The following is a 26,867-nucleotide window of genomic DNA, read 5'->3' as shown; positions in this document are numbered from 1 at the left end:
GCTATGCCTCGAGCGGTTCGGCATCGGCCGCTCTGGGGGCTGGCTGCTTGAGCAGCAGCATCAGGGCGCTGGCGATGAGCAGGAAGATCCCCATCACGTAGAACACCTGGTTGTAAGCCATGATGGCAGCCTCGCGGCTGATGGTGTTCGACAGCATGGCCTGGGCCTGCTGTTGGGCCAGCTCGGGACCCGAGCCCTGCGCCATCATGCTCCGGGCCAGCTGCAGCAGGTAGCTTTGCCCCTCTATGCTGCTGGCGGCCAGCGTGCTGCTGATCTGGCTGACATGGACGCGGGTGTCGTTGTCGATCAGGGTCGCTATGATGGCGATGCCAAAGGCACCCCCCAGGTTGCGCAGCACGTTGAGCAGGGTCGAGGAGGAGGGGATCTCGTCGTGACTCAGGCTGGCTGTCGCCACCAGAGAGAGCGGCACCATGATGAAGGGTTGACCCAGGGCCCGCACTATCAGCGACTGGATAAGCTGGGGACCGGCGTAGTCGGCACTCATGTTCATGTTCATGAAGCAGCTGATGGCAAATACCAGAAAACCGAAGCTCACCAGATAGCGCGGGTCTATCTTGTGGGTCAGCTTGGGCACCAGCGGCAACACCAGCAGTTGGGGCAGCCCCATCCACATCAGCACCTCACCGATTTCCAGCGCGTTGTAGTTGTGGATCTGCGCCATGTAGAGCGGCAGCACATAGATGGAGCCCATCAGCGCCATGCCGAGCACCAGATAGGCGAAGCAGGCCAGCGCGAAGCGCGGGTTGTGCAGCAGCCGCAGGTTGACCAGCGGATGGCGTCTGAGCAGCTGGCTGATGACGAAGAACACCAGGGCCACCACAGAGATGACGGTGAGCCGCACTATGAAGCTCGAGCCAAACCAGTCCTCTCTGTTGCCCTCTTCCAGCACCACTTCCAGCAGACCCAGTCCCATCGCCATTGTGATGATGCCGATGAGATCCACCTGCTTGATCACGGTCCAGTCCACCGGCTTCTTGTCCAGCCCATGGGCCAGCATGGCCATCACCAGCAGTCCCGGTGGCACGTTCAGGTAGAAGATGTAGTGCCAGGAGAGCTGCTCCGTCAGCCAGCCGCCCAAAGTCGGGCCTATGGCGGGAGCGAAGGTGGCACAGAGGCCGAACAGTGCCATGCCGGTCGCTCGCTTGTGCAGTGGCAGCAGGCTGACGATGAGGGAGAAGGCCATGGGAATGAGCGCCCCGCCGGTGAAACCCTGCAGCGCCCGGAAGACGATCATGCTGGTGAGGTTCCAGCTGAACGAGCAGAGCACGGAGGCGACGATAAAGGCCCCCGTGGTCCACAACAGGTAACGACGCACGCTCAGACCCCGACTCAGCCAGCCGCTCAGGGGGATGGCGATCATCTCCGCCACCAGATAGGAGGTGGATATCCAGGAGCTCTCGCTCAGGGTGGCCGACAGGGCACCCTGAATATCCTTCAGAGAGGCGTTGGTGATCTGGATGTCGAGGATGGCCATGAAGGCGCCAATGAGGCCCCCCATGACGGCGATCCAGTTGCGACGTGGAATGGGTTCCATCAGTTGGCTGCCACCAGGGCGGCAGGGGCACGGGTATCCACTATCACCTCGGTGGAGAGGCCCGGCAGCAGCTTGCCTGCCAGGGCACCCGGCTCGGGGATGCGGATCTTGACCGGTACCCGCTGCACTATCTTGGTGAAGTTGCCGGTGGCATTCTCCGGTGGCAACAGGGCGAATCTGGCGCCGGTGGCGGGGGCCAGGCTGTCGATGATCCCCTCGACCGGTTGATCCGGATAGGCGTCAAGGATCACTTTGACCTTCTGGCCCGGTTGCATATGGTGCAGCTGGGTCTCCTTGAAATTGGCCTCGACCCACACTTGTTGCAGCGGCACCAGACTGGCGACCTGCATGCCGGACTGAACGTAGAGCCCTGCCCGCAGGCTGCGCTTGCCAATGATGCCGTCAGCCGGTGCCCGCAGCTCGGTATAGCTCAGCTCCAGTCTGGCCTGTTCCAGCTGCGCCTCGCTCAATGCCAGCCTGGCCTGATTCTGCTTGGCCTCGGCATCCAGCACCAACAGACGTTCACGGGCGGCTTGCAGGGCGGCCCTGGCTTCCTGTTCCTGCGCCTGATTGACCTGCAATCCGGCCCGCACTTCATCCAGGCTGTCTTGCGAGCTGTAATGGCGCTGGTTGAGCTGGCTGACCCTTTGCACCTGTTGTCTGGCGCGCACCTGCTCGGCATTGGCGGAGGCGACCTTGGCCTCGGCCTGACGGATCAGGCTCAGTTGCTGGGTCCGGGTCGCGGCCAGATTCTCGGCGGTTGCCTGATTGAGGTGCAGGTCGGCCTCGGCCTCGGCCACCCTGGTCTTGTACTCCCGATCGTCCAGTCGGGCGATCAGCTGACCGGCCTTCACTGCCTGGTTGTCGGTGACCAGCACCTCACTGATGTAGCCGGGCAGCTTGGATCCGATCCCGGTCACTTCGCTCTGCAGGTAGGCGTTGTCGGTACTCTCGAAATAGCGGCCATGCAGATACCAGTAACCGGCGAACAGCAGGCCGAGCAGGGCCAGCACCATGGCGGCCAGCAGGGGGATTTTCTTGTGTTGGCTCATTTTGGGGATTCCTGAACTTAAGGAGCGCAGGCTAACACTGGCCAACTGTTTCGATTAGTATCCATTAATGAGATATACAGTTTCACTGGTGCAACAATGGATCTGAACGCTGCCTTGATCCTGGTGCGGATCGTCGACAAGGGTTCCTTTACTGGAGCAGCCCAGGATCTGGGCATGACCAAGGCGACCGTGAGTCGCCGCATCGCCGAGCTGGAGCAGCGCCTCGGCGTACGACTGCTTTACCGCTCAACCCGTCAGCTCACCCTGACCGAGGCCGGTGAGCAATACTATCTGCGCTGCAGCAAGGCAGTGGATGAGCTGGCTCAGGCCGAGCTGATGGTGAGCGCCAGCCAGCAGGAGGTGACCGGCATTCTCAAGCTGGCGGTACCCATCGAGACGGGGCAGCTGGTGGTGGGTCGGCTGGTGGCCAAATTTCTGCAAGTTTATCCGGGGCTGCAGGTGGAGCTGGAGCTGACCAATCGCATAGTGGATCCCATCAATGAGGGGCTGGACGCCATAGTGCGCATCGGCGACATGAGTGATTCCAACCTGGCGGCGCGGCGGCTGTGGAGCACTGAGCGACTGCTGTGTGCCAGCCCGGATTATCTGGCCCGCAGTCCGGCCATCACTCATCCCGAGGATCTGGTGCGCCATGAAAGGGTGGCGGTGAGCAGCGGGTTTCTGGCTTCGCACTGGTGCTTCGAGCTGGATGGAAGAGAGGTGCTGGTTGACCCTCCCTCCCGCTTTAGGGTTAATAATATAACCTGTGCCAGAGAGGCAGCGAAGGCGGGGCTCGGGCTCGCCTCCCTGCCCGCCATGCTTTGCCATGAGGAGCTTGCCAGCGGCGCCCTGGTGCCCCTGCTGCCCGAGTGGCAGCAGCCCAAGGTGCCGATTTATCTGTTGTTCCCGGAGCGGCGGCTGATGCCGCGCAAGTTGCGGACCTTTATCGATTTTATGGTGGCGCAGGGGGCTGATTACGGGATAGACAACTTGCTGTGACAGGCAGGTCAGGGGACGGGGAAGAGTGGATCATGGGATCCAGGTTCGATCCCGAGGATGGAAGAGGGGCATGGTGCCAGCTAGCTGTGTAAACCCACCAGGTTGTTCACAGATTGAAGACGGCTGATGGGGGGCTGGTAGCCCAGACTTGCATGAGGACGATGCCAGTTGTACTCATGCAGCCACGGTTGCAGGTGTTCTGCCCGTTGCGCTGACGAGTCATAGCTCCGTGCATACGCCCATTCACGCAGCGCTGTCTGAATGAAGCGCTCTGCTTTGCCATTGGTTTGGGGTGTGTAAGGTTTGGTGCGCAGGTGCTTGAGTCCCAAGCGACGACACAGCTTCTGGAAGCGTTTCGACCGATAACAGGCGCCATTGTCAGTGAGTAGCCGACGGAAGCGAATGCCGAGCCCGGCGTAGTAGCGAAGTGCCTGTAACAGCGCCAGGCAGGCACTGCGTCCCGTTTCATCAGGCAGCAGGGCGCTGAAGGCCACACGGGAATGGTCATCAATCGCCACATGCGCATACTCCCATCCAGCGCCACGGGAATCCTGGCGGCGGTCACCAGTCACCCGATGGCCGGGACGACGGAAGCGCCCCAACTTTTTGATGTCCAGATGCAGCAAGTCACCCGGTTTCTCATGTTCATAGCGTTGTACTGGAGGGGCAGGTTCCAGATTAGCCAGTCGATTCAGTCCCCTTCGTTGCAGGATACGGGCGACAGTACTGTGCCCTATGCCCAGAGATTGGCTGATGTGCCGATAGGTTTGTCGCTGTTTGCGCAGTTCGATAATCCGCTGTTGGCGCAGGTCATCAATGGCATGAGGGCAGGATGCAGGTTGAGAAGAGCGATTGTACAAGCCATCAGGCCCCTCCTGGCGATATCGAGTGAGCCACTTGTAAGCGGTGCGGGTACTGACGCCGGCAGCGTGAGCGGCCTCTTCAACGCGCAGGCCCTGCTCAATGATACGTTGGACAAGAAGCTGTCGACCAAAGACGGTTAATCGGGCATTTTTATGGTTGTTCACTGGGGCACCTCGGATGATTGGTTTGGTTGGCGCCTCCAGTTTTCCGGGAATGCCCCGAGTGAACAACCTACAGAGAGATCACAGCTAGATATGGCATCAACAAGCGGTTGCAGGGGGAAGGCATGGATCAATGGATCAATCTTTATCGGGCTTCCCATTCGCTGGAGGCCCATGCCCTGAAAGGGGCGCTGGAAGTGGAAGGGGTACTGGTGCGACTCAACGGCGAGGCCCTGTCGGGGGCGCTGGGCGAGCTGCCGGTGGATCTATTGCAGGTGACCCTGATGGTGCGCGAGCAGGATCGCAGCAAGGCAGGACGGGTCATCGAACGTTATCAGCAGCGCCAGGGCAATGGCTGGCTCTGCGGTCAGTGCGGGGAGGAAAACGGCGCCAACTTTGAGGTCTGCTGGCGCTGTCATCACGATCCCCACGATAGTTAATCCCTCACCCTGCCTCAGCGCAGGGTGAAGTCGATATCATCTCCTGCGCTGGCGTCGTGATAGGTCGCCAGATCCAGTTCCTTCTCGCTGCGAGCAATCAGCACTGACACCAGAATATCGCCGGACACGTTGACCGTGGTACGCGCCATGTCGAGGATTCTGTCGATCCCGGCGATGAGGGCTACCCCTTCCAGCGGCAACCCTACCGCAGTGAGCGTCAGGGTCAGCAACATGAGCCCTGTGCCCGGTGTGCCTGCGGTACCGATACTGGCCAGGGTGGCGATGCTGATGATGGTCAGGTAATCCACCATGTGCAGATCCACGCCAAATGCCTGGGCCACGAACAGGGCTGTGACTCCCTGGTAGAGGGCGGTGCCGTCCATATTGATGGTGGCGCCGATGGGCAGCACCTTGGCGGTGATGGCGGGTGAGACCCCGAGCCGCTTCTCGGCGCAGGCCAGACTGATGGGCAGTGTGCTGCTGCTGGAGCTGCTGGTGAAGGCCACAGCCTGGGCATCGACGATGCTCTTGAAGTAGTGCAGCGGATTGAGCCGCGCCAGCAGGATGAGCAGGCTGCTATAGACGCCAAGCACATGGAGCAGGCAGCCGAGATAGACGGCGCCGATCACCTTGAGCAGCGGCAATAGCAGACTCACCCCGTATTTGCCCGTCATCCAGGCCATCAGGGCGCAGACACCGTAGGGCGCCAGTGCCATGACCATCTGGGTCAGCTTGAACATGCCCTCTGCCAGCGAGGTAAAGAAGAGGATGGCGGGGCGACCGCGTCGGCCTGTGGCGTTGAGGGCGAGGGCGAGTGCGACCGCAAAAACGATCACCTGCAGTATCTTGCCATCCACCATGGCCTGCACAGGGTTGCGTGGTACCAGATGGCTCAGCACGCTGGCCAGGGTTGGCTGTTCCGCCATGCCGACCCGCTCATAGGGCCCCATGTTGGCGCCCATGCCGGGTTCCAGCAGCCAGCCCATCATCAGACCGATGCAGATGGCGATGGCGGTGGAAAAGAGATAGAGGCCTATGGCCTTGCTGCCGATCCGATCCAGGCTCTTGCCCTTGAGCAGGGAGGTGAGGCCGGCGATGACAGAACAGAAGATGAGCGGCACCATCAGCATCTGTATGGTGTTGACGAACAGGACGCCAAGGGGCTTGAGCTGCAACGCCTGTTCACTGAAGCCGAGTCCCAGCCCGATCCCCGTCAACATGCCGATCAGGGTCTTCAACCAGAGGGGACGGCGGGTCCAGATCCGCCAGGGCTTGAAAGCCAATCCATGGAACAGCATGACGCCAATGTCCTTATATTCTGTCTGCGATGGCAAAAAGGGGCGTTAGTGTAGCCATCCCCTTGTCAGGTTGCCACATTATCGACAAAGCGGTACTCACGACCAGCGTGCTATGAGGGAAATCGGCAATTTATTGGCCTATATCAAGGTCACTCCCTTCGGCGCAGGATTTAATAGGCATTAAATATGTTTATTAATGAGGTTTGCTATGACTCAATCGGTACACGGTCACGAGGTGATGGAGATGATGCTGGCACAAGGGGGGCAATTTACCCGTGCCAACCTCAAGCAGGCGATCGATGAGCACTTCGGTGCCGATGCCCGTTTTCATACCTGCAGCGCGAGTGAGATGGATGCCGAGGCGCTGATCGCCTTCCTGGCACAGCGCGGCAAGTTCATCGAATCAGCGCAGGGTTTCCAGACCCACGCCGACAAGATCTGCAACCACGGTTGACCTTCACGGCGGGCACGTCCTTGGTGCTCGCCGAATCTCTGTCCCTTTGTTAGTATTTCCTCCTGTTTTTCTCTGCCGAAGGCTTGGCCCGGGCATTGCCCTGGAATCGTATGGACACTTTCTCCGCTGCCGTCATGTTGTTTCTGATCATGGATCCGCTGGGTAACCTGCCGGTCTTCCTGTCGATCCTGCGTCATATCGATCCCAAGCGACGGCGCAAGGTGATGATGCGGGAGCTGTTGTTTTCGCTGGCCATCATGATGGCCTTCCTGTTTGCCGGTCAGCAGATCCTCAATTTCCTCAATTTGCGCCAGGAAGCGGTGAGTATCGCAGGGGGCATCATCTTGTTTCTCATCGCCATCAAGATGATCTTCCCGAGCGAGGGTGGGGTGACCGGGCTGGCGGCGGGCGAGGAACCCTTCCTGGTGCCCATGGCCATCCCCATGATTGCCGGTCCTTCCATTCTTGCCTCCCTGTTGTTGCTGGCAAACCAGGAGCCGACCCGGATGACGGATTGGTCGCTGGCCCTGCTGATGGCCTGGGGTGCCAGCGCAGTAATCCTGATGTTCTACGAGGTATTCAACAAGCTGCTGGGTGAGCGAGGACTCACAGCCGTGGAGCGGCTGATGGGCATGCTGCTGGTAATGATTGCGGTGCAGATGCTGCTGGACGGCGTGCACCACTATCTGGCGGTAACGGGTCAGGGTTGACGGTCAGGCTCTCCCCTTGCCAACACAGATAATCAGGCCAGTCGTTGGCAGCGGTATCCGGCTCACTCATGATGAGGAAGGCCGGGCGTTCTCTTGCTCGGCGCTGATAGTCAGGACGGCTCGGTTGCCGAGGGTTCCAGCTTGCTCATGATGAGGGCGAGCAGTGTTTCCCGCAGCCAGCGGTGGCCCGGGTCTTCTTCGTGGCGTTGATGCCAGATGAGCAGGTGGGAGATGCTGTCGAGTGCAATGGGCAGCGGCAGCGGCACCAGCGGATAGACCTGGGTGGCATGGCGTGCATAGAGTCTGGATAGGGTCACTATCATGTCCGAGTGCATGCCCATCCGCAGCGCGGCCTCGAACGAGGGCACGGTTGCCTCTATCCGGCGGTAGAGATCCATCCCCGCCAGCTTGTGATCCAGCATCCAGCGATCCCGTCCCTCGCAATAGGTCTGCACATGGGGATAGGCCAGGTAGCGGGCGAGGTTCCATTCGGGTTCGTGCAGGGCAGGGTGATCGTGCTGCACCAGACAGGTGAGATCATCGATGGCGAGCAGCCGTTGGCAAATGGCGTTGGGCAGGGTATCGAGCCGAAAATCCGAGCTGATGCAGTTCTCCCGCACCGTGAAGGCAATATCCACCTGGCCCTGGCTCATCTCGGTCAGGCTGTTCTCGGTCCACTCTTCGTAGCGCAGCCGTATTCCCGGTGCCTGCCGTTTCAGCTCGCTCAAATAGAGCGGGGCAAACAGGGTGAAGGCGCTGTCCATGCTGGCGATCACAAACTCCCGCTCTGTGCTGGCCGGATCGAAATCCGGCGGCTGGATCAGGTTGTCCAGGGACAGCAGTATGGGTTGCAGTTGCTGTTGCAGCACCAGAGCGCGGGCCGTGGGTTCCAGCCCGTAGGCGGAGCGCACGAACAGGGGATCATCGAAGGTTTCCCGCAGGCGCCCCAGGGCCTTGCTGACGGCAGACTGGCTCAGATGCAGGCGACGGGCGGCCCGGCTACCATTCCGCTCTTCCAGTAAAACTTGCAGGATAATCAATAGATTGAGGTCGATACGCCCCAGCTGTTCCAACAACATGATATGAATCCCTTTCAATTCTTAGATGAATTTATACCATTTGTTTTCATATCTTGGCGACCCTATGCTCGGTTCGTCTCTCGCCTTCATGGCGGCTGGTACAGGATGTAGCGGTTGAGGGGACAAGTAGCATCAATTCATACGGCGACCCTGGGTCGCCGTATTTTTTTGGTGATTTATTTGCAAACTTGCACCTGTCTTGATTTTGCCCAACAATCCTTGCGCCTTCTTTTGATACAAACAAAGCGTATCTATCAGTCAGGAGTATCCCGATGGGACTCGGTGGAATTCATATCTGGCATTTGTTGATCCTGCTCGTGGTGGTGCTCGTGGTGTTTGGCAGCAAACGCCTGGCCGGCGCCGGTGAGGATCTGGGCACCGCCATCAGGGATTTTCGTAACGCCTTGCGTGACGATGCCAATCATCCGAAATAAGTAGGAGTGGAAGTATGTCTGTAGACGAGAAAGTTGAATTGAACGAAACATGCGACAGCTGCGGCTGTTTTGCCGAGATCGGCACCATCATTGGTGAAGGTGACGATCTGATGGAGCTGGTGATCGAAGCTGCAACAGAAGCTGATGCCCGCGCCAAGCTGGCGGCCTATGAAGCGCTGGCCAAGCAGGTGACTGCCGAAGCCATGATCAGCAGCGAGCTGAGCCAGGGTGCCAGCGGCGTGATCCTGAAGGCCCGGTTGCAATTCACCTGCACCGCCGAAAAGCTGATTTTCGAGCTGCGCGCCCGCTCTATCTGAGCCCGGTAATGACACGGCGGGTTCGCCTGCCGTGTTGACCCTTCTGCTGTGGGTCTGCGTTCTATAGTTAGTTATCCCACAGACGGTTTGCCCGGCGGGAGTCGGCCAACAGAAGGCGTACACATGATGACGCGGCGAGATCTCTGCCGTAAATCCCACCTTCTATAACGACTTATCCTGCTGACCAACAATCCGGTGCTACCTGGTCCACAGAAGGCGATTACATCATGATGCAGCGATGGATCTGGGGCCTGCTGGCCCTCTGGTGTCTTCCTCTGCTGGCGGCGGACCTCAAGCCACAGCGCTTGCCCCAACCCGGGGATCTCGAACATATACTGCAAAAGAAAGAACTCAGGGCCCTGGTGGTCTATGAGCGGGGTTTCTTTTTTCTCGATAAAGGCGCCCAGCACGGCATTCTGGTCAATCAGCTGCAGGGTTTCGAGCGCTGGCTGAACCAGACCTACCTCGCCAGGGAGCAGATCAAGCTCAAGATCATCTACATACCGGTGCGCCAGGACAAGCTGCTGGACTACCTCACCGAGGGGCGTGGCGATCTGGTGGCGGCCAACATGACGGTGACCCCGACCCGGCGTGAGCAGGTGGCCTTCTCCAATCCGGTGATCACCCCCATCGAAGAGTGGATCGTGAGTCAGCAGGCTCTGCCGACGTTCAACCGTATCACCCAGCTTTCCGGCCGGCGCGTCTGGGTGCGGGCCAGCTCCAGTTATTACGAGAGTCTGCGCCAGCTCAACTGGCTGTTTCGAGAGCTGGGGCTTCCCCCCATCTATATCGAGACGGTCCCCGAATACCTGCAGGATGTGGATCTGCTGGAGATGGTGGCGGCAGGTATTATCCCCCTCACAGTGACTGACAGCTTCAAGGGGCGCATCTGGCTTGGGATGATCAGCGGCCTCAGGGCCCACAAGCTGATCCCGCTGCGGGATAATGGCCGCAGTGCCTGGGCCCTGCGTAAAAACAGCCCCGAGCTGCTCAAGGCGGTCAACGGTTACCTGGTCGATACGGGCAAGCACTCCCTCTACAACGACATGACATTGCGCCAGCTGCTGGTGCGCAGCGACCAGATGAGCAATATTCTGGCACCCGATCCCATGGGGCGGCTCTCGACCATCCGCAAGGTGCTTGAGCAGTATGCCGACAAGTATCAACTGGACTGGCTGATGCTGGCGGCACTGGCCTACAAGGAGTCTGGGCTCAATACCGGCGCGCGCTCGGTACGTGGGGCCGTGGGGATCATGCAGCTGTTGCCGAGTACCGGCAGCGAGGTGGGCATACGTGGCGCCAGGTTAGCCAGTCTGGAGGGCAATGTAGAGGCGGCTTGCCGCTATCTGCGGCTGATCCTGGACACCTATTTCAACGATCCTGCGCTGGATCAGCTCAATCGCCACCTGTTTGCACTGGCTGCCTATAATGCCGGACCGAACCGGGTACAGGCACTCAGGGCCAAGGCGCAAGCCGCCGGGCTGGATCCCAACGTCTGGTTTGGCAACGTGGAGCAGCTGGTGGCCAACGAGGTGGGGCAGGGCCCCATCAACTACGTCAGCACCATCTACAAGTACTATGTGGCCTATCGTTTCAGCCTGCCACAACTGGAGGGCAAGGCGGCCGCCATAGAGGCGGCCCAGCCCTGATCACCCCACCGGTCAGGGGGATCTTCAGTGGGGCTGCTCGGGAGAAGAAAAGGGTTCCCAGCCCTGATCCCTGTGTTGCAGATACCAGGGTGTCAGCTGACCGGTCGGGGAGGGATCCGGCTGGCTTGCTTGCGGTCGATAGCTGATGGCAGGGCGATCACTGAGTTCCATGGTAAATTCCTTTATCCACATTCCAACGAGGCCTGTAGCCAGCGTTATGCCATTCCTCCATGACAAGCAGATGACGCAATGATCCCGGGTGAGTTTGCACTGATCGACCAGCCCGAACTGGCACTCAAGGTGCGTTGCCAGCTGATCCGTAACGCCCGCAGCCGGATCCAGGCCCAGTACTACAGCTGGGAAGAGGACAGCAGCGGCAAGCTGTTGCTGTCCGAGTTGCTGCACGCAGCCCGGCGCGGGGTGCGGGTACAGCTGCTCATTGACGACCTTTATGCCGGTGACAACCGTTTTCTGGAGATAGTCGCGCGTCAGCCCGGCATAGAAGTACGGCTGTTCAATCCGTTCTGGTTGCGGGGCTGGCGTCCGCTGACCCTGCTGCTGGAGGGGCTGCTCAGCTTTCGCCGCATCAATCACCGCATGCACAACAAGTTGCTGCTGGTGGATGGCAGCCAGGCAGTGATCGGTGGCCGCAACATTGGTGACCGCTACTTCGGGCTGGGCGGTACACCCCGATTCGTTGATCTGGACCTCGCCTGCCGCGGCCCTGTCTGTCAGCAGGCAGAACAGGGCTTCGACCAATTCTGGCGCAGCCGCTGGAGTCACCCGATCCGCCGCCTGTTGCGCCGTCCCCTGCAGCGGGCCGAGGTGACAGTGGTGAACGACTTCCTGCTCACAATGACAGATCCGCACGTTGCCGCAGTCTACGACCTGCCTGCCAGTCTGTTCGAAGCCGATCCCGTCTCCCTGACCTGGCATCAGGGGCGGGCCGAGGTGTGGTTCGACCGACCCGGCAAGGGGCTGGTGTCGCGACCGACCACGGCGCCCCTGCTCTGGCGCAAGCTGGCTGACAACGCGGGCTCCCTGAAGTTGGTGAGTCCTTACCTGATCCTGACCCGAGGGTTGCGCCGTCGGCTCAGGCAGCAGCGCCAGGCTGGGGTGAATATCGAGATCCTCACCAACTCCCTGGCCAGTACGGATGTACCCCTGGTGTATGGTGCTTACCGGCGTCATCGTCCCTGGATGATCCGGCAGGGGATAGCGCTGTCCGAGCTGGAGGGGGATACCCTCAGCCTGCATGCCAAGTTGATCCTGATCGGGGACGGGGAGGCGCTGCTTGGCAGCTTCAATCTGGATCCTCGATCCCTGATGCTCAACACCGAATTGATGTTGCATCTCGAGTGCCCAGCGCTCTGCGCCGAGCTGCAGCAGTGGCTGACGCACTGGCAGCAGCTGTCTGCTCATTCAGTGGCTGCGCCTCACTCAACCCTGCGCCGGCTGTTGGCGAAAATGAGTGACTGGTTGCCCTTGCAGCGCTGGTTGTGAGCGTGTGCGAGATCTCGTAAAGCCTTGTGCGCCTTAGAGGATAACGTTTGCCATCCAAAGGCGATATTCTATTTTATCGTATTGTTTTTAATCAGATTGTTCTTGTGTAGGAATCCTGGTAGCGCACTGTCGCTTGCATGGCAGACTGAATAAAACGGTTTTTTATTTTATTTAAGTGCGTAATATTTCAATCGCAAGGACAAACACGGCGGCTCGTCCATCGTGTGGAAAAAGGTCGTGAAGGGAACCGCCAGTTGGATCGCTCCAGCAGGCACCTGATTCGGATGGGTAGCGGAAACTCAAGAAACAGGGCAGAACCCGGCAGGACCGGACTCCAATATGGAACATGCTATTTGCGAGGGGGTGACATGGAAATGTCACCCCATTTTTTATGGCCAGACCCCAAGTTTGTGCCCATAAAAAGACCGCCGGTTGGCGGTCTCTGTGTGCTGTGGCGGGGCCTGTAACTCAGGCGATGCCCGCCAGCAACCGACTCCAGTTGCGCTTGCTGGCAACGAAGCCGTCGTGCAGGTTGCGATATTCAAGTTGCAGTTTCAGCTTGTCGTAGCGGGCCAGCGCCTTGCGTTTGCGCTGTTCCAGCAGGGATTTGCGGCTGGCATAGTAGAGCTGCAACTGCTGGCTCAGTTTGTCGTACTCCTCCTGCAACAATGCCTGCCACAGCTCCCTGTCTTCGCGTTTGCGCAATTTGGCCTGCGCGCGCTTGAGTTGCATCTCAAGTCTTGCCTGTTCGATCCGCTCTTCCGGGCAGGACCTCAGATCCCGGGCTAGCCCGCACCAGGAGGCGCTGCGGATCAGCCACTTGGTGGGATCGAACTGCCACCAGCGGATGCCGTTACGGTAGTCGTTCTCGAACAGGTGGTGGAAGTTGTGATAACCCTCGCCGAAGGTGAAGAAGGCCAGGATGCCGTTGTCCCGTGCCGTGTTGCGGTCAGTAAATGGCTGACTGCCCCAGATGTGGGCCAGGGAGTTGATGAAGAAGGTGGTGTGATGGGTCATCACCATGCGCAGCACCCCTGCCAGCAGCAGCATGCCGAGCAGATCGCCGTGGACAAGCCCCAGCAGCAGTGGAATGCCCAGATTGGTGGCCAGGGTCAGCGCCAGATAGTGCTTGTGTTGGAAGGCAACTATGGGGTTGTTCTGCAGATCCCGCACGTTGCTGTAATCGTTATAGATCTCGCGTTGGTACTCGCGCAGCATCCAGCCAATGTGGGAATACCAGAAGCCGCGACCCGCGCTGTAGGGATCCTTCAGGTTGTCATCCACATGGCGATGGTGACGGCGATGATCGGAAGACCAGTGCAGTGCCGAGTTCTGCAGGGCGAGGGCGCCGCCGATGGCGAAGATCCACTGCAGGATCCGGTGGGCCTTGTAGGCCTTGTGCGACCAGAGGCGGTGATAACCGGCTGTGATGGAGATGCCGCTGTAACAGAACAGCAGCAGAAAGCAGCTCCACTGCCAGAGGTCATAGCCATGGGTCATACCGTACCAGGGCACGGCGATCAGTGCGGTCAGCCCGGAGAGGGCAAACAGCAGGGTGTTGGTCATGATGATAGGTGGGCGTTCCATCTCACTCGGTTCCTTTCAGCGAACAGCTGTGCGCCATTCTCCATGTAGCAAGAATTCGGGTCAATGGTAAAAAAGTAGGAGACAAACCTGATCCTGGCTCGGCCTTCGGGTTATCATTTGGCCTCGATAACCTGAAGGTGACTGTTTTCGTGGGTATTCGCGCGCAACAAAAAGAAAAAACCCGGCGTACTCTGATCGATGCGGCGTTCAGCCAACTGTGCGCCAATCGCAGTTTTTCCAACCTCAGTTTGCGGGAAGTGGCGCGGGAGGCCGGCATAGCACCGACCTCCTTCTATCGCCATTTTCGCGACATGGAGGAGCTGGGCCTTACGCTGGTGGATGAAGGGGGCCTGACCCTGCGCCAGTTGATGCGTCAGGCTCGCCAGCGCATCGCGGGTGGTGGCAGTGTCATCAGCACCTCGGTGCAGACTTTCATGGAATTTGTCGAGAACAACCCGAATATCTTCCGGCTGCTGCTGCGCGAGCGTTCCGGTACCTCGGCTGCATTTCGTCAGGCGGTGGCACGGGAGATCCAGCACTTCATCGCCGAGCTGACCGACTACCTTGAAGCGACCTCTGGGGCTCCGCGGGAGGAGGCCTACATCCAGGCCGAGGCCATGGTGACCATCGTCTTCAGCGCCGGTGCCGATGCGCTCGACATGACCAGCGAGGAGTGTCGGGCCCTGTCAGATCGCACCATACGCCAGCTACGCATGATCGCCATGGGCGCCGAAGTTCAGAATCAGAAGCGCCGCGAACCTCTCTCTTAAGTCAACAGGATGGACAGCTCCATGCATGACCAGAATCTGATCCCGAAGAAACCCCTGCTGCTGGCCCTGCTCGTTGGTATCTGTGGCGATGCTTCCTTGTCGGCCCTGACCGAGCCTGCGGTGCCCTTCTCCTTCTTTCCCATGATTGCCCTGGTGCTGGCGGCTTATCAGCTCTATCAGCACTACCGCCATGTCTCGCTGGAGGGCAATACCCCGGTTTGCATGCTGCTCTGCTTCTTCATCGGCGGGTTCGGGCATGCGGCGCTGGTCAAGGTGCAGTATCCCGAGCTTGGCAGCAATTTCTTCTCGCTCATCATGATGCTGTTGCTGCTCGCCGTGTTGTCGATCAAGCTGGGTATCAGTGTGGGGAAAAAAGAGAAGGAGTGACCAGCACTCCTTCCTGAACCATGACAGTGCCGGCATCAGTCGGTGCTGTTGATATCTGTACCGTGCTGTTTGGCTTCTATGATGGTTTTGAGTCGGGCGCGGATATCAGCCATGCCGAAGACGCCGAACACCAGTATCAGTATGACTTCGAGCCGGGTGACCACGAAGTAGGGTTTGCAGGCAGACTTGACCATGCTGGCCTGCACCAGGTGGACCAGGGCGATGAGCAGGCCGCAGATCGGCAAAAGATCATTCAGCTTGCCGGGTAGCGGAGCCACCAGACTGACCAGCACGCCGAACCAGAAGAACAGGGTCAGCCCCATCGCCAACAGATTAAACATCCGCTTCATTGCTCACCTCCCGTAGATAGAGTTGATAGCAGACCTGACCGGCCTGCTTGTCCTTGAGTCGTTGCCCAAATTGACGGGGAGGGGCCAACGCTTGTTCCCCTTCCTACACGGAATTTAAACCGCAGCGTCATTCTTGGTGTCCCGCAGATAGAGTTGATAGCAGACTTGACCGGCCTGCTTGTCCTTGAGCAGTTGCCAGCTGGCGGGCAACGTCAGGTCGGCCATCTCTTTCTCCCGCTCCAGATAGATCAGAGCATCCGGTGCCAGCCAGCCGTGCTGTTCCAGCAGATCGCACACCCGGGGCAGCAGCTCGCGCCGAAACGGCGGATCCAGAAACACCAGGTCGAACGGGGTGGCCGGGCCTTGCAGCCAACTGACGGCATCGGACTGGATCACCAGGCCCTTGCTGCTGCCAAGGGCGGTCAGGTTCTTTCTGATCTGGTCGGCGGCACCTTTGTCCATCTCGACCAGAGTGACCTGCTCGGCATAGCGCGACAGCGCCTCCAGCCCCAGGCCGCCGCTGCCGGCAAACAGATCGAGACAGCGAACGCCACGCACATGGGGAGCCAGCCAGTTGAAGATGGTCTCCTTGACGCGATCCGTGGTGGGTCTGAGCCCTTCTACATCCTTGACCGGCAATTTGCGGCCCTTCCACTGGCCGCTGATGATTCTTACAAAGCCCGATTTCCCCTGCGGGGCCGGGCTCTTGTTCGGGATGTTACGGCTGGGTTTCACTCTGGGCATCGCGTTTCGTCGTCAGAAAATAAAGTGGTAGTATAAGGCGGTTCATTTTTATGCCGACCCGCCGAGGGACGGCTATCTTAGCAGTCAGCCAACGAAGTGAGTATTTTTTAGATGGCAAAAGGTTTGTTTTCCTGGCTGGGTTTCGGCCGCAAGAAAGAAGAGGCTGAGGCTGTCCAACCACAGACACCCCAAGCCACCCCTGTTACCGCTGAGCCTGAGGTCACTGCTTCCCCCGCTCCCGTTTCTGATACTACGCCGGTCGTGGTGCATGAATTGCCGGCCAGTGCACAAAATGATGCCCTGCATGCTGGCGCTCCACTTCATGATGACGATTGCCCTCCCACTGAGCTGGACGTGGCTCCGCTGGTCGTGGAGGAGTGTGCCTCCGAACTGGAACCCGTCATCGTCAACGAATTGCTGATCGAGCAAGCGCGCGTTGAAGCACAGGCTGTCGAGACCGCCCGTGTTGCCGCCGAGGCACAGGCTGCAGAAGCCGCCCGTGTTGCTGCCGAAGCGCAAGCCGCAGAAGCCGCTCGTGTTGCCGCCGAAGTGCAGGCTGTAGAAGCCGCCCGTGTTGCTGCCGAAGCGCAAGCCGCAGAAGCCGCTCGTGTTGCCGCCGAAGTGCAGGCTGTAGAAGCCGCCCGTGTTGCTGCCGAAGCGCAAGTCGCTGAAGCGGCTCGTATTGCCGCCGAGGCGCAAGTCGCTGAAGCGGCTCGTATTGCCGCCGAAGCGCAGGTTGCAGAAGTGGCCCGTGTTGCCGCCGAAGCGCAGGCCGCAGAAGCGGCCCGTGTTGCTGCCGAAGCGCAGGCCGCAGAAGCTGCTCGTGTTGCTGCCGAAGCGCAGGCCGCAGAAGCGGCTCGTATTGCCGCCGAAGCCCAGGCCGCCGAAGAGGCTCGTATCGCCAAAGATGCCCAGAGAGCGGAAGATCTTCGCCTGGTTGCCGAGATGGAGGCTGAAGCCGCCGCACTGGCTGCCTTGCCGCTGGCTGCCAAGGTGGATGATGACACTCAGGACAAGCCGCAGCGGGAGGGTTTCTTTGCCCGTCTCAAGCGCAGTCTGGTGCGTACCAAAGAGAATATCGGTTCCGGTTTCTTCGGTCTGTTCAGTGGCAAGAAGATCGATGACGATCTGTTTGAGGAGCTGGAAACCCAGCTGCTGACCGCCGATCTGGGGGTCGATACCACCCGTCGCATCATAGATGGCCTGGTGCAGCATGCGGATCGCAAGCAACTCAAGGATGCCGAGGCACTCTACGGCCTGCTCAAGCAGGACATGGGCGCCATGCTGGCCCAGGTCGAGCAGCCGCTGGTGATCGACACCAGCAAGAAGCCCTATGTGATCCTGATGGTCGGGGTGAACGGTGTCGGCAAGACCACCACCATCGGCAAGCTGGCCAAGCAGTTCCAGGCCGAAGGCAAGAGCGTCATGCTGGCCGCCGGCGATACCTTCCGTGCCGCTGCCGTCGAGCAGCTGCAGGTATGGGGTCAGCGCAACAACATACCCGTGATCGCCCAGCATACCGGTGCCGATTCTGCCTCCGTCATCTATGACGCCATTGAGGCTGCCCGTTCCCGCGGTGCCGACGTGCTGATCGCCGATACTGCCGGTCGCCTGCAGAACAAGAGCAATCTGATGGAAGAGCTCAAGAAAGTGGTGCGGGTGATGAAGAAGCTTGATGAAGAAGCACCTCACGAGATCATGCTGACGCTGGATGCAGGCACCGGTCAGAACGCCCTGAGCCAGGCCAAGCTGTTCAGCGAAGCCGTGGGTCTGGACGGTATCGTCCTCACCAAGCTCGATGGCACCGCCAAGGGCGGCGTCATCTTCGCGGTGGCCGACAAGTTCCAGATCCCGATCCGTTATATCGGGGTGGGCGAGGGGATCGACGATCTGCGGCCCTTCGTCGCCAACGACTTTATCGAGGCACTCTTCAGTCGCGAGGAGTAAGCGCCACATGCCCCGGCTCAGGTCGGGGCATGCCAATGTCAGGGATCCGTTATGATTCGTTTTGATAAGGTCAGCAAGGTATACAGCGGCGGCCATCAGGCGTTGCAGAAGGTCAGCTTTCACCTGCACAAGGGGGAGATGGCCTTCCTGACCGGGCACTCGGGGGCGGGCAAGAGTACCCTTTTGAAGCTTATTGGCGTGATGGAGCGACCGACCGATGGCCGTGTCTTCTTTCACGGTGACGATGTCAGCCATATCAAGCGAGGGGATATCCCCTATGTGCGTCGCCAGATCGGCATGATCTTCCAGGATCACCGGCTGCTGATGGACAGAACCGTGTTTGACAACGTAGCCCTGCCGCTGGTGATCGATGGTTACAGCCATGCAGACATCAACAAGCGGGTTGCGGCGGCGCTGGACAAGGTGGGCTTGCTCGGCAAGGAGCGCTACCAGCCGCGCATGCTCTCCGGTGGTGAGCAGCAGCGGGTTGGCATCGCCCGTGCCATCGTCAACAAGCCGCCGTTGCTGCTGGCGGATGAGCCGACCGGCAACCTGGATCCCCAGCTCTCCATGGACATCATGCGGCTGTTCGAGGAGTTCAACCGCTTCGGTGTTTCCGTGCTGATTGCCACCCACGATCTGGGACTGATCGCCCGCATGCGCTATCGCACCCTGACCCTCAAGGCGGGGCGTATGTATTCGGCAGGGGAGGAGCTCTGATGGCTATCGTTCGTCATAAACAACCGCCGCTGCGCCGTCTGATGATGTATGGGGTAGATCACGTCCGTCAGGCGTTTGCCAGCCTGGGAGAGTTGTGGCGCAATCCGCTCGCCTCCCTGATGACCCTGGCGGTGCTCGGCGTCAGCCTGGCGCTGCCCTCCTGCTTCCACGTCTTGCTGAAAAACGCCGAAGTGGTGGAAGGCAGCTGGCAGACCAGCTCCCAGATTTCTCTTTATCTGCGCAAGGATCTGCCAGAGCAGAGCATTCTCGACATGAAGCAGCGGATCCTGCTCTATCCCGAGGTGGAATCCGTCACCTACATGAGCCGGGAAGAGGCGCTGAAAGAGTTTCGCGAGATCTCCGGCTTCGGCGATGCTCTCGACTATCTGGACAGCAACCCCTTGCCGCCCGTGCTGAGCGTCATTCCGGATCCTCGCTGGCAGAATCCGGAAGGGGCCGCCGAGCTGCTCGGCAAGCTTAACAATGAAGACGGGGTTGAGCAGGGCAAGCTGGATCTGCAGTGGCTGACCCGGTTGCAGGGGATCATGAACCTGCTGCGCCATACCATCACAGGCATAGCCGTGCTGTTGCTCTCGGCTGTGCTGCTGATCGTCGGCAATACCTTGCGCCTGAACATCCTCAACCAGCGCTCCGAGATCGAAGTGCTCAAGCTGGTGGGTGCGACTGACGCCTTCATCCACCGTCCCTTCCTTTATACCGGCATCTGGTTCGGGGTCATCGGCGGCATGCTGGCCTGGTGGTTGACCGAAGTCATGGTGATCTGGAGCGAAGGTGTGGTGAAGGAGCTGGCCGGTCTCTACAACAGCAACTTCCGGCTGGTGGGCATGGGGGCGATAGACGGGATCAATCTGGTCTTGCTGGGGGCCTTGCTGGGGCTGATCGCTTCCTGGTTCTCGGTACATCGCCACATTCGTGACATAGAACCATCCTGATTAATTTGTCAGCGTTTCAAAGCGCTGGATTTTGAGAGCTGGATCAAGTAAAAGAGTGGCCGTTTCTGGCTCGGCCACTGTTCTCGGAGTAATCTGATTAACAGCTATCTTCAGGATCTGATCTGGATCCGGTGAACCTTCTGATTTATAAGCAGTCTACAAGTGCTGAAGAACTTATACGGGTGTGGCCCCTCTGCCTTGCTCGTCTGACTTGGCAAGCATGTGAAGGTTGCGAGCTCCGCAACAATGGACTTAGCATGCTACTTTTCGGGGGTCCTTGATTGTGACCCCCTTTTTTTGACTGTTCATTCATGATTCATCCTGCCGGCCTAAGATAGCCCGAGTTCAAACTGGGCACAGTGTTTGATGTGGGCCGCAGAATGATATCCGGTCAGTAGACAGACCCTCTCAGGGTGTTAGACTGGTTCGATTGAAAAGAAAGAGGTAAAAAATGGGAACTTCATTGCAACGCACTATGGCTCTGATTCCGCAAGGTAGTCTGGAAGGCTATATCCAGGCAGTAAATTCGATTCCTGTGCTGACCGCAGAGGAAGAGCGTGAGCTGGCTGAGCGTTTGCAGCAGGGTGGCGATCTCGAGGCTGCCCGTCAGCTGGTCATGTCGCACCTGCGTTTTGTCGTTCACGTCGCCAAGAGTTATGCCGGATACGGTCTGCCCCAGGCTGACCTGGTTCAGGAAGGCAACATCGGCCTGATGAAGGCGGTCAAGCGCTTTGACCCGACCGTCGGAGTGCGACTGGTCTCCTTCGCCGTGCACTGGATCAAGGCCGAGATCCACGAGTATGTCCTGCGCAACTGGCGCATGGTAAAAGTGGCCACCACCAAGGCCCAGCGCAAGCTCTTCTTCAACCTGCGCAAATCCAAGAAGCGTCTGGGCTGGTTCAGCCATGACGAAGTGCAGGCCGTCGCCGCCGAGTTGGGGGTCTCCCCGACCGACGTGACCGAGATGGAAGCGCGCATGAGCAACTACGATCAGGCGTTCGATCTGGTCGGTGATGATGAAGACGAAGGTGGCTTTGCCCCTGTCCATTATCTGGAAGACAAATCCTCCGATCTGGCGGCCACCATCGAGAACGACAACTGGGATGATCACGCGACACGTCGTCTGAGCTCGGCCCTTGCCACTCTGGATGAGCGCAGTCAGCACATCATCCGTGCCCGCTGGCTTGATGATGACAGCAAGACCACGCTGCAGGAGCTGGCCGACACCTATGGTGTCTCCGCCGAGCGGGTGCGTCAGCTTGAGAAAAACGCACTCAAAAAGCTGAAAGACGCCATGGAGGCCTGATGCCTCCCACACAAAAACAGGGCCTGATGGCCCTGTTTTTGTTTCGCGAGTATCTGGTCGGCCTTGCCTTGGTTACCCTTGTCTATGTTATGTTGCCGCCACTGCCACAGTAGGGAGAGCAGATAGTGAAACTGTTGAACGACCTGTTTACCAACAACCGCGAGTGGGCGGAACGGATCAAGGCCGAGGATCCGAATTTCTTCGCTACCCTCTCCGCCCAGCAGGCCCCTGAATATCTCTGGATCGGTTGCTCCGACAGCCGGGTTCCCGCCAACCAGCTGATGGGCTTGCTGCCGGGGGATGTGTTCGTCCACCGCAATGTCGCCAATCTGGTGGTGCACACCGATTTCAACTGCCTCTCCGTGCTGCAATACGCGGTTGAGGTGCTCAAGGTGAAGCACATCATCATCTGCGGCCACTATGGCTGCGGTGGCGTCAAGGCGGCGATGCAGAACCAGGAGCTGGGGCTCATCGACAACTGGCTGCGCAACATCAAGGATGTCTACTTCAAGTATCGAGAACAGCTGGATGCCATCGAAGATGAGCACGAGCGTTTCGATTACCTGTGCGAGCTGAACGTGGCCGAGCAGGTAGCCAACGTCTGCCATACCACCATCATCCAGAATGCCTGGCGCAAGGGACAGGAGCTGGCGGTGCATGGCTGGATCTATGGCATCAAGGACGGTTTGCTGCACGATCTGGATCTCTGCATCAGCGGGCCGGATCAGATCCCCGATGTTTACCGCGCCTGGCCGGACATGCGTCCGCCCCACCGCCGTCGCTGAGGAGCCTGCCGTTGGCGCCAGCCCTCTATCTTCAGATCAAGCAGCACATCCTGGACGGGATCCGTGAACGCCACTATCAGGCGGGAGACAGGATCCCGACCGAAGCCGCCCTGTGCGAGCAGTTTGCCGTGAGCCGCATGACGGTCAACAAGGCACTGCGCGAATTGGTGGCCGAGGGCTGGCTGGTGCGCACCGCCGGTTCCGGCAGCTTCGTGGCGGACAGGCGTACCGAGTCGCCCCTGCTGGCCATTCGTAACATAGCTGACGAGATCGCCGAGCGGGGCAGCCAGTACAGCGCCCGGGTGATCCGGTTGCAACGCCAGGCCGCCGACGAGAAGGTGGCGGTCCAGCTCGGGCTGAGAGTTGGTGCTGCCATCTTCCACAGCCTCATCGTCCATCAGGCCGATGGGGAGCCGCTGCAACTGGAGGAACGCTTCGTCGATGCCGAGCGTCTGCCCGGTTATGGCGAGCAGGATTTCACTCAACAGACTCCGAATCGCTACCTGATGGACGTCTGTCCTCTCTCCGAGATGGAGCATGTGGTAGAGGCCGTGTTGCCGAGTGCCGGTGAAGCCGGTCTGCTGCAGGTGCGGGTCGATACCCCCTGCCTGTTGCTGCACCGCCGTACCTGGTCGGAAGGGTATCTGGTCTCCTATGCCCGTCTGCTCTCGCCGGGTTCCCGCTACAAGCTGAGTTCCAAGACCAGTCTCAGTTAATTGTATATACATGTTGTTTTAACAGAGCCCACCTCATGGTGGGCTTTTTTGTGCTTAAACTCTAATGAAAGCGCTGTTATCAAGATGTGAACTTGATCCTTTCTTTCCTGACAGAGATCGGATATAAGATAATGTATATACATTTAGAGGTCGGTATGAACAAGGAACTGTTGAACTGCGAGCGGGTCTGGCTCAACGTGACACCCGCCACCCTGCGCCCCGATCTGGCTGACTACGGTCTGCTGGAACCCCACGCCCTTGGCGTTCATGAAGGCAGGATCCACGCCCTGGTGCCCATGCAGGATCTCAAGGGCCCTTATCCTGCCCACTGGCAGGACATGAAGGGCAAGCTGGCAACCCCGGGTCTCATCGATTGCCACACCCATCTCATCTTCGCCGGCAGCCGGGCCGAAGAGTTTGAACTGCGCCAGAAAGGGGTGCCCTATGCCGAGATCGCCCGCAAGGGCGGTGGCATTCTCAGCACGGTACGGGCCACCCGTGCCGCCAGCGAGGAGCAGCTATTTGAGTTGGCACTGCTGCGGATCAAGTCGCTGATCCGGGAAGGGGTCACCACGGTGGAGATCAAATCCGGCTACGGCCTCACGCTGGCGGATGAGCTCAAGATGTTGCGGGTTGCCCGCCGGCTGGGGGAGGCGCTGCCGATCCGGGTCAAGACCACCCTGCTGGCGGCCCATGCGGTGCCGCCCGAATATCGCGACGATCCTGACTCCTGGGTCGAGACCATCTGCCAGGAGATCATTCCGGCGGCTGCCGAGGCCGGTCTGGCCGATGCGGTGGATGTCTTCTGCGAGCACATCGGCTTCTCGCTGGCCCAGACCGAGCAGGTCTATCTGGCCGCGGACCAATACGGTCTGCCGGTGAAGGGCCACATGGAGCAGCTCTCCAACCTGGGAGGCAGTGCGCTGGCCGCCAACTTTGGTGCCCTCTCGGTGGATCATCTGGAGCATCTGGATCAGGCAGGGATCCAGGCACTGGCCCACCGTGGCGTGGTCGCCACCCTGCTACCCACCGCGTTCTATTTCCTGAAAGAGACCAAGCTGCCCCCCATCGCCGCCCTGCGCAAGGCCCATGTGCCCATGGCCGTTTCCTCCGACATCAACCCTGGCACGGCCCCGATTGTGTCGCTGCGCATGGCCATGAACATGGCTTGTACCCTGTTCGGTCTGACCCCGGTCGAGGCCATGGTCGGGGTGACCCGCAACGCCGCCCGCGCACTTGGCGAGCAGGAGCGTTTGGGGCAGTTGAGAGTGGGCATGCTGGCGGACTTCCTGGTCTGGAACTGCGCGCACCCGGCCGAGCTGAGCTACCTCATCGGGGTCGATCAGCTGGTGAGCCGGGTCGTCAACGGGGAGGAGACGCTGCATGGATAAGTTCAGCCTGTCCCATATGTTGGTCTGGCAGGGGCGCCAGGATCCGGAAGATGGTGAGCTCGCCCAGCGCTGGCACGACAAGGTGCAGGCCTGGCCGCTGAGCGGTACTGCCGAACCTGGCGTCGCTCTGGTGGGCTTTGCCTGCGACGAGGGGGTGCGCCGCAACAAGGGGCGTGTGGGGGCCGCTGGCGCACCGCTGGCGATCCGCAAGCTGCTGGCCAACAGTGCCTGGCATCTGACCCGTCCCGTCTATGACAGCGGGGATTTGACCTGTGACGACGGCGATCTCGATGCCGCTCATGCCCGCTTGGCCGAGCGGGTGGCGAGCCTGCTGGATGAAGGACACTTCCCGCTGGTGCTGGGAGGCGGTCACGAGGTGGCGTTCGGCAGCTGGAGCGGCCTCAACCGTCATCTGGCCGGTCAGGGCCGGGTCGGCATCATCAATTTCGATGCCCACTTCGACCTGCGCATGAAGCAGGAGCAGGCAAGCTCGGGCACCCCCTTCTTCCAGATAGCCGAGCAGTGCGCCGCCCAGGGGACGCCCTTTACTTACGCCTGCCTCGGGGTGGCCGAGACCGCCAATACGCAGGCGCTCTTTGCAAGGGCCGACGCCTTGGGGGTCTGGTATGTGAAAGATGAGGCCATGAGCGAGCGTAGCCTGCCCGCCTTGCTAAGCGGGCTGGATAGCTTTATCGCCCAGTGTGACCACCTCTATCTGACTATCGATCTCGACGTCTTGCCCGGCGCCGTCATGCCGGGGGTGAGTGCCCCCGCCGCCCGCGGCGTCGAGCTGGCCGTCATCGAACTCCTGATCGCCCATATCCGGGCCAGCGGCAAGCTGCGGCTCGCCGACCTGGCCGAATACAACCCGAACCTGGATCAGGATAACCGTAGCGCCCGCGTGGCCGCCCGGCTGGTCCATCAGTTAACCAAGTAGCGCTCTGCCGAGGGCAGGTCGCCATGCTGCTGCATTGATAAAACAAGGAGTGTGTATGTCTGAGCAACACCTGGATCCCCGTCAGGATCCGAGCCGTGTCATCCGTGCCTCCCGTGGTACCACGCTGACCGCCAAGAGCTGGCTCACCGAGGCGCCGCTGCGGATGCTGATGAACAACCTGGATCCGGAAGTGGCCGAGCATCCCCAATCCCTGGTGGTCTATGGCGGTATCGGCCGCGCCGCCCGCAACTGGGCCTGCTACGACAAGATTGTCGAGGTGCTGACACGGCTCGAGGAAGACGAGACCCTGCTGGTGCAATCCGGCAAGCCGGTCGGCGTGTTCCAGACCCACAAGGATGCGCCTCGGGTGCTGATCGCCAACTCCAACCTGGTGCCGCACTGGGCCAACTGGGAACACTTCAACGAGCTGGATAAGAAAGGTCTCATGATGTACGGCCAGATGACGGCCGGATCCTGGATCTACATAGGCACTCAGGGAATCGTGCAGGGTACCTACGAAACCTTTTTCGCGGTGGCCAATCAGCACTTCAACGGCGAGCCCAAAGGGCGCTGGATCCTGACCGGCGGTCTGGGTGGCATGGGTGGCGCACAGCCGCTGGCTGCCACCATGGCCGGCTTCTCCATGATTGCTGTCGAGTGCGACGAGACCCGCATCGATTTTCGCCTCAAGACCCGCTACGTCGACAAGAAGGCCCACAGCCTGGATGAGGCGCTGGCCATGGTCGAGGAAGCCAAACAGAGCGGCACCGCCGTTTCCATCGGCCTGCTCGGCAACGCCGCCGATGTTTTTGCCGAGCTGGTGGCCCGCGGTATCACCCCGGACGTGGTGACCGACCAGACCTCGGCCCACGACCCCATCCACGGCTACCTGCCCCAGGGCTGGAGCGTTGCCCAGTGGCGCGAGCTGCAAAAATCTGCGCCCCAGGAAGTGAACCAGGCGGCTCGTCACTCCATGGCCCGTCAGGTGGAAGCCATGCTGACCCTGCAATCCCGTGGCGCGGCGACCCTCGACTACGGCAACAACATCCGCCAGATGGCACTGGAAGAAGGGGTGAAAAACGCCTTCGATTTCCCCGGCTTCGTGCCTGCTTACATTCGCCCGCTGTTCTGCGAGGGGATTGGTCCCTTCCGCTGGGTGGCGCTGTCCGGCGATCCGGAAGATATCTATAAGACGGATCAGAAGGTCAAAGAGTTGATCCCGGACGATCCCCACCTGCACAACTGGCTCGACATGGCCCGCGAGCGCATCGCCTTCCAGGGCCTGCCTGCACGGATCTGCTGGGTCGGGGTCAAGGATCGGGTACGCCTCGGTCTGGCTTTCAACGAGATGGTGAAAAATGGCGAGCTGAAGGCGCCGATCGTGATTGGCCGCGACCACCTGGATTCCGGCTCGGTGGCGAGCCCGAACCGGGAGACCGAATCCATGATGGATGGCTCCGATGCCGTCTCCGACTGGCCGCTGCTCAACGCCCTGCTCAACACGGCCGGTGGCGCGACCTGGGTGTCGCTGCACCATGGTGGCGGCGTGGGCATGGGCTTCTCCCAGCACTCGGGTGTGGTGATTGTCTGTGACGGCTCCGATGACGCCGCCAGACGCGTCGGTCGCGTGCTGCGCAACGACCCGGCCACCGGTGTGATGCGTCACGCCGACGCAGGCTACGAGATTGCCATCAACTGCGCCCATGAGGCGAAACTGGATCTGCCGATGCTGACCGCAACGGGCAAAGGGGTTAAATAA

The 26,867-nt window shown here is 60.0% G+C and carries 28 protein-coding genes and 1 pseudogene; 19 read left to right on the top strand and 10 right to left on the bottom strand.

The features are described 5' to 3' along the window. Window position 1 precedes the first annotated feature (1 nt). Both GWQ29_RS15240 and GWQ29_RS15235 read right to left on the bottom strand, forming a co-directional pair. Window positions 2-1,555 carry a DHA2 family efflux MFS transporter permease subunit gene (locus GWQ29_RS15240; protein WP_021140163.1) on the bottom strand — a complete coding sequence of 518 codons (1,554 nt, stop codon included), beginning with the start codon at window positions 1,553-1,555 and terminating at the stop codon, window positions 2-4. Beyond that, window positions 1,555-2,607, bottom strand: a complete 1,053-nt coding sequence (locus tag GWQ29_RS15235; protein ID WP_275919772.1) for an HlyD family secretion protein — start codon at window positions 2,605-2,607, stop codon at window positions 1,555-1,557. The genes GWQ29_RS15240 and GWQ29_RS15235 overlap by 1 nt, the downstream gene beginning before the upstream one ends. A gap of 96 nt (window positions 2,608-2,703) precedes the next feature. Between GWQ29_RS15235 and GWQ29_RS15230 the strand changes: the two genes are divergently transcribed. Next, entirely contained in the window at window positions 2,704-3,606 is a 903-nt protein-coding gene (locus GWQ29_RS15230; protein ID WP_275919771.1) for a LysR family transcriptional regulator, read from the top strand. Between the two features lie 80 nt (window positions 3,607-3,686). Here the strand turns inward: GWQ29_RS15230 and GWQ29_RS15225 are convergent, their stop codons facing one another. Beyond that, window positions 3,687-4,634: an IS481 family transposase gene (locus GWQ29_RS15225; RefSeq protein WP_275919770.1), complete on the bottom strand. Its 948-nt coding sequence runs from the start codon at window positions 4,632-4,634 to the stop codon at window positions 3,687-3,689. Window positions 4,635-4,756: 122 nt separating this feature from the next. Here GWQ29_RS15225 and GWQ29_RS15220 point away from each other — a divergent pair, with 122 nt between their 5' ends. After that, window positions 4,757-5,071, top strand: coding sequence for a DUF2007 domain-containing protein (locus GWQ29_RS15220; RefSeq protein ID WP_042467471.1), 315 nt, complete (start codon window positions 4,757-4,759; stop codon window positions 5,069-5,071). 14 nt (window positions 5,072-5,085) lie between these two features. Here GWQ29_RS15220 and GWQ29_RS15215 read toward each other — a convergent pair whose 3' ends face one another. Then, window positions 5,086-6,369: a dicarboxylate/amino acid:cation symporter gene (locus tag GWQ29_RS15215; protein WP_017412345.1), complete on the bottom strand. Its 1,284-nt coding sequence runs from the start codon at window positions 6,367-6,369 to the stop codon at window positions 5,086-5,088. Between the two features lie 208 nt (window positions 6,370-6,577). Here GWQ29_RS15215 and GWQ29_RS15210 point away from each other — a divergent pair, with 208 nt between their 5' ends. Both GWQ29_RS15210 and GWQ29_RS15205 read left to right on the top strand, forming a co-directional pair. Next, window positions 6,578-6,823, top strand: coding sequence for a YecH family metal-binding protein (locus tag GWQ29_RS15210; protein ID WP_275919769.1), 246 nt, complete (start codon window positions 6,578-6,580; stop codon window positions 6,821-6,823). Window positions 6,824-6,933: 110 nt separating this feature from the next. Continuing rightward, entirely contained in the window at window positions 6,934-7,533 is a 600-nt protein-coding gene (locus GWQ29_RS15205; protein WP_005316467.1) for a YhgN family NAAT transporter, read from the top strand. Window positions 7,534-7,643: 110 nt separating this feature from the next. On the opposite strand, the gene GWQ29_RS15200 is transcribed toward GWQ29_RS15205, so the two are convergent. Continuing rightward, window positions 7,644-8,612 carry a LysR substrate-binding domain-containing protein gene (locus GWQ29_RS15200; protein WP_275919768.1) on the bottom strand — a complete coding sequence of 323 codons (969 nt, stop codon included), beginning with the start codon at window positions 8,610-8,612 and terminating at the stop codon, window positions 7,644-7,646. A gap of 272 nt (window positions 8,613-8,884) precedes the next feature. On the opposite strand from GWQ29_RS15200, the gene tatA reads away from it, so the two are divergent. From tatA to GWQ29_RS15185, 3 genes are all read left to right on the top strand, one after another. Continuing rightward, the gene (gene tatA / locus GWQ29_RS15195) at window positions 8,885-9,046 is read left to right on the top strand and encodes a twin-arginine translocase TatA/TatE family subunit (protein ID WP_111589336.1); all 162 of its coding nucleotides are present in this window, start codon (window positions 8,885-8,887) and stop codon (window positions 9,044-9,046) included. 14 nt (window positions 9,047-9,060) lie between these two features. Next, window positions 9,061-9,363 (top strand): YfcZ/YiiS family protein, encoded by a 303-nt coding sequence (locus tag GWQ29_RS15190; RefSeq protein ID WP_005316458.1) that lies wholly within the window; start codon window positions 9,061-9,063, stop codon window positions 9,361-9,363. Between the two features lie 227 nt (window positions 9,364-9,590). Beyond that, window positions 9,591-11,012, top strand: coding sequence for a lytic transglycosylase F (locus GWQ29_RS15185; protein WP_275919767.1), 1,422 nt, complete (start codon window positions 9,591-9,593; stop codon window positions 11,010-11,012). 24 nt (window positions 11,013-11,036) lie between these two features. On the opposite strand, the gene GWQ29_RS15180 is transcribed toward GWQ29_RS15185, so the two are convergent. After that, window positions 11,037-11,183: a hypothetical protein gene (locus GWQ29_RS15180; protein ID WP_005316451.1), complete on the bottom strand. Its 147-nt coding sequence runs from the start codon at window positions 11,181-11,183 to the stop codon at window positions 11,037-11,039. Between the two features lie 78 nt (window positions 11,184-11,261). On the opposite strand from GWQ29_RS15180, the gene GWQ29_RS15175 reads away from it, so the two are divergent. Beyond that, complete coding sequence (locus tag GWQ29_RS15175; protein WP_059168904.1) at window positions 11,262-12,515, top strand: phospholipase D family protein; 1,254 nt, start codon at window positions 11,262-11,264, stop codon at window positions 12,513-12,515. A gap of 468 nt (window positions 12,516-12,983) precedes the next feature. On the opposite strand, the gene GWQ29_RS15170 is transcribed toward GWQ29_RS15175, so the two are convergent. Further along, complete coding sequence (locus GWQ29_RS15170) at window positions 12,984-14,102, bottom strand: fatty acid desaturase (protein ID WP_021140173.1); 1,119 nt, start codon at window positions 14,100-14,102, stop codon at window positions 12,984-12,986. Window positions 14,103-14,251: 149 nt separating this feature from the next. On the opposite strand from GWQ29_RS15170, the gene fabR reads away from it, so the two are divergent. Then, complete coding sequence (fabR, locus tag GWQ29_RS15165) at window positions 14,252-14,872, top strand: HTH-type transcriptional repressor FabR (protein ID WP_005316443.1); 621 nt, start codon at window positions 14,252-14,254, stop codon at window positions 14,870-14,872. Between the two features lie 21 nt (window positions 14,873-14,893). Next, window positions 14,894-15,259 (top strand): YijD family membrane protein, encoded by a 366-nt coding sequence (locus GWQ29_RS15160; protein ID WP_111589339.1) that lies wholly within the window; start codon window positions 14,894-14,896, stop codon window positions 15,257-15,259. Between the two features lie 35 nt (window positions 15,260-15,294). Here GWQ29_RS15160 and GWQ29_RS15155 read toward each other — a convergent pair whose 3' ends face one another. The 3 genes and pseudogenes from GWQ29_RS15155 to rsmD all read right to left on the bottom strand — a co-directional run bounded on the left by GWQ29_RS15155 (window position 15,295) and on the right by rsmD (window position 16,353). Then, on the bottom strand, window positions 15,295-15,609 hold the full coding sequence (locus GWQ29_RS15155) for a DUF1145 domain-containing protein (RefSeq protein ID WP_275919766.1): 315 nt from the start codon (window positions 15,607-15,609) through the stop codon (window positions 15,295-15,297). Then, window positions 15,593-15,712: pseudogene (locus GWQ29_RS21255) on the bottom strand (16S rRNA (guanine(966)-N(2))-methyltransferase RsmD); the annotation flags it as partial. The pseudogene GWQ29_RS21255 and the gene GWQ29_RS15155, both read right to left, overlap by 17 nt. Before the next feature lie 11 nt (window positions 15,713-15,723). Further along, window positions 15,724-16,353 (bottom strand): 16S rRNA (guanine(966)-N(2))-methyltransferase RsmD, encoded by a 630-nt coding sequence (gene rsmD, locus GWQ29_RS15150; RefSeq protein ID WP_275919765.1) that lies wholly within the window; start codon window positions 16,351-16,353, stop codon window positions 15,724-15,726. Window positions 16,354-16,464: 111 nt separating this feature from the next. On the opposite strand from rsmD, the gene ftsY reads away from it, so the two are divergent. The 9 genes from ftsY (at window position 16,465) to hutU (ending at window position 26,867) form a co-directional block, all read left to right on the top strand. After that, the gene (gene ftsY, locus GWQ29_RS15145; protein WP_275919764.1) at window positions 16,465-18,300 is read left to right on the top strand and encodes a signal recognition particle-docking protein FtsY; all 1,836 of its coding nucleotides are present in this window, start codon (window positions 16,465-16,467) and stop codon (window positions 18,298-18,300) included. Window positions 18,301-18,351: 51 nt separating this feature from the next. Continuing rightward, window positions 18,352-19,020, top strand: a complete 669-nt coding sequence (ftsE, locus tag GWQ29_RS15140) for a cell division ATP-binding protein FtsE (RefSeq protein ID WP_005316428.1) — start codon at window positions 18,352-18,354, stop codon at window positions 19,018-19,020. Next, entirely contained in the window at window positions 19,020-19,973 is a 954-nt protein-coding gene (gene ftsX, locus GWQ29_RS15135; RefSeq protein ID WP_005316425.1) for a permease-like cell division protein FtsX, read from the top strand. The genes ftsE and ftsX overlap by 1 nt, the downstream gene beginning before the upstream one ends. 451 nt (window positions 19,974-20,424) lie before the next feature. Continuing rightward, on the top strand, window positions 20,425-21,279 hold the full coding sequence (gene rpoH, locus GWQ29_RS15130; RefSeq protein ID WP_011899178.1) for an RNA polymerase sigma factor RpoH: 855 nt from the start codon (window positions 20,425-20,427) through the stop codon (window positions 21,277-21,279). 125 nt (window positions 21,280-21,404) lie between these two features. Beyond that, a complete protein-coding gene (gene can, locus GWQ29_RS15125; protein WP_042868573.1) occupies window positions 21,405-22,064 on the top strand; it encodes a carbonate dehydratase in 660 nt (219 codons plus the stop codon). Between the two features lie 11 nt (window positions 22,065-22,075). Then, on the top strand, window positions 22,076-22,780 hold the full coding sequence (hutC, locus tag GWQ29_RS15120; RefSeq protein ID WP_058394753.1) for a histidine utilization repressor: 705 nt from the start codon (window positions 22,076-22,078) through the stop codon (window positions 22,778-22,780). A gap of 155 nt (window positions 22,781-22,935) precedes the next feature. After that, a complete protein-coding gene (gene hutI, locus GWQ29_RS15115) occupies window positions 22,936-24,171 on the top strand; it encodes an imidazolonepropionase (protein ID WP_265420768.1) in 1,236 nt (411 codons plus the stop codon). Beyond that, entirely contained in the window at window positions 24,164-25,108 is a 945-nt protein-coding gene (gene hutG, locus GWQ29_RS15110) for a formimidoylglutamase (RefSeq protein ID WP_275919763.1), read from the top strand. Before hutI ends, hutG begins: the two co-directional genes overlap by 8 nt. Before the next feature lie 55 nt (window positions 25,109-25,163). Further along, window positions 25,164-26,867 (top strand): urocanate hydratase, encoded by a 1,704-nt coding sequence (gene hutU, locus GWQ29_RS15105; RefSeq protein ID WP_265448354.1) that lies wholly within the window; start codon window positions 25,164-25,166, stop codon window positions 26,865-26,867.

It is taken from the genome of Aeromonas sp. 2HA2, from assembly GCF_029237345.1.
Classification (GTDB): domain Bacteria; phylum Pseudomonadota; class Gammaproteobacteria; order Enterobacterales; family Aeromonadaceae; genus Aeromonas; species Aeromonas salmonicida.
This window is presented reverse-complemented; position numbering and strand designations above follow the sequence as displayed.

Bases quoted from the DNA above. Each gene is read 5' to 3' on its own strand.
- GWQ29_RS15240 (WP_021140163.1), bottom strand. From the start codon at position 1,555: ATGGAACCCATTCCACGTCGCAACTGGATCGCCGTCATGGGGGGCCTC.
- GWQ29_RS15235 (WP_275919772.1), bottom strand. From the start codon at position 2,607: ATGAGCCAACACAAGAAAATCCCCCTGCTGGCCGCCATGGTGCTGGCC.
- GWQ29_RS15230 (WP_275919771.1), top strand. From the start codon at position 2,704: ATGGATCTGAACGCTGCCTTGATCCTGGTGCGGATCGTCGACAAGGGT.
- GWQ29_RS15220 (WP_042467471.1), top strand. From the start codon at position 4,757: ATGGATCAATGGATCAATCTTTATCGGGCTTCCCATTCGCTGGAGGCC.
- GWQ29_RS15215 (WP_017412345.1), bottom strand. From the start codon at position 6,369: ATGCTGTTCCATGGATTGGCTTTCAAGCCCTGGCGGATCTGGACCCGC.
- GWQ29_RS15210 (WP_275919769.1), top strand. From the start codon at position 6,578: ATGACTCAATCGGTACACGGTCACGAGGTGATGGAGATGATGCTGGCA.
- GWQ29_RS15205 (WP_005316467.1), top strand. From the start codon at position 6,934: ATGGACACTTTCTCCGCTGCCGTCATGTTGTTTCTGATCATGGATCCG.
- GWQ29_RS15200 (WP_275919768.1), bottom strand. From the start codon at position 8,612: ATGTTGTTGGAACAGCTGGGGCGTATCGACCTCAATCTATTGATTATC.
- tatA (WP_111589336.1), top strand. From the start codon at position 8,885: ATGGGACTCGGTGGAATTCATATCTGGCATTTGTTGATCCTGCTCGTG.
- GWQ29_RS15190 (WP_005316458.1), top strand. From the start codon at position 9,061: ATGTCTGTAGACGAGAAAGTTGAATTGAACGAAACATGCGACAGCTGC.
- GWQ29_RS15185 (WP_275919767.1), top strand. From the start codon at position 9,591: ATGATGCAGCGATGGATCTGGGGCCTGCTGGCCCTCTGGTGTCTTCCT.
- GWQ29_RS15180 (WP_005316451.1), bottom strand. From the start codon at position 11,183: ATGGAACTCAGTGATCGCCCTGCCATCAGCTATCGACCGCAAGCAAGC.
- GWQ29_RS15175 (WP_059168904.1), top strand. From the start codon at position 11,262: ATGATCCCGGGTGAGTTTGCACTGATCGACCAGCCCGAACTGGCACTC.
- GWQ29_RS15170 (WP_021140173.1), bottom strand. From the start codon at position 14,102: ATGGAACGCCCACCTATCATCATGACCAACACCCTGCTGTTTGCCCTC.
- GWQ29_RS15160 (WP_111589339.1), top strand. From the start codon at position 14,894: ATGCATGACCAGAATCTGATCCCGAAGAAACCCCTGCTGCTGGCCCTG.
- GWQ29_RS15155 (WP_275919766.1), bottom strand. From the start codon at position 15,609: ATGAAGCGGATGTTTAATCTGTTGGCGATGGGGCTGACCCTGTTCTTC.
- rsmD (WP_275919765.1), bottom strand. From the start codon at position 16,353: ATGCCCAGAGTGAAACCCAGCCGTAACATCCCGAACAAGAGCCCGGCC.
- ftsY (WP_275919764.1), top strand. From the start codon at position 16,465: ATGGCAAAAGGTTTGTTTTCCTGGCTGGGTTTCGGCCGCAAGAAAGAA.
- ftsE (WP_005316428.1), top strand. From the start codon at position 18,352: ATGATTCGTTTTGATAAGGTCAGCAAGGTATACAGCGGCGGCCATCAG.
- ftsX (WP_005316425.1), top strand. From the start codon at position 19,020: ATGGCTATCGTTCGTCATAAACAACCGCCGCTGCGCCGTCTGATGATG.
- rpoH (WP_011899178.1), top strand. From the start codon at position 20,425: ATGGGAACTTCATTGCAACGCACTATGGCTCTGATTCCGCAAGGTAGT.
- hutI (WP_265420768.1), top strand. From the start codon at position 22,936: ATGAACAAGGAACTGTTGAACTGCGAGCGGGTCTGGCTCAACGTGACA.
- hutG (WP_275919763.1), top strand. From the start codon at position 24,164: ATGGATAAGTTCAGCCTGTCCCATATGTTGGTCTGGCAGGGGCGCCAG.
- hutU (WP_265448354.1), top strand. From the start codon at position 25,164: ATGTCTGAGCAACACCTGGATCCCCGTCAGGATCCGAGCCGTGTCATC.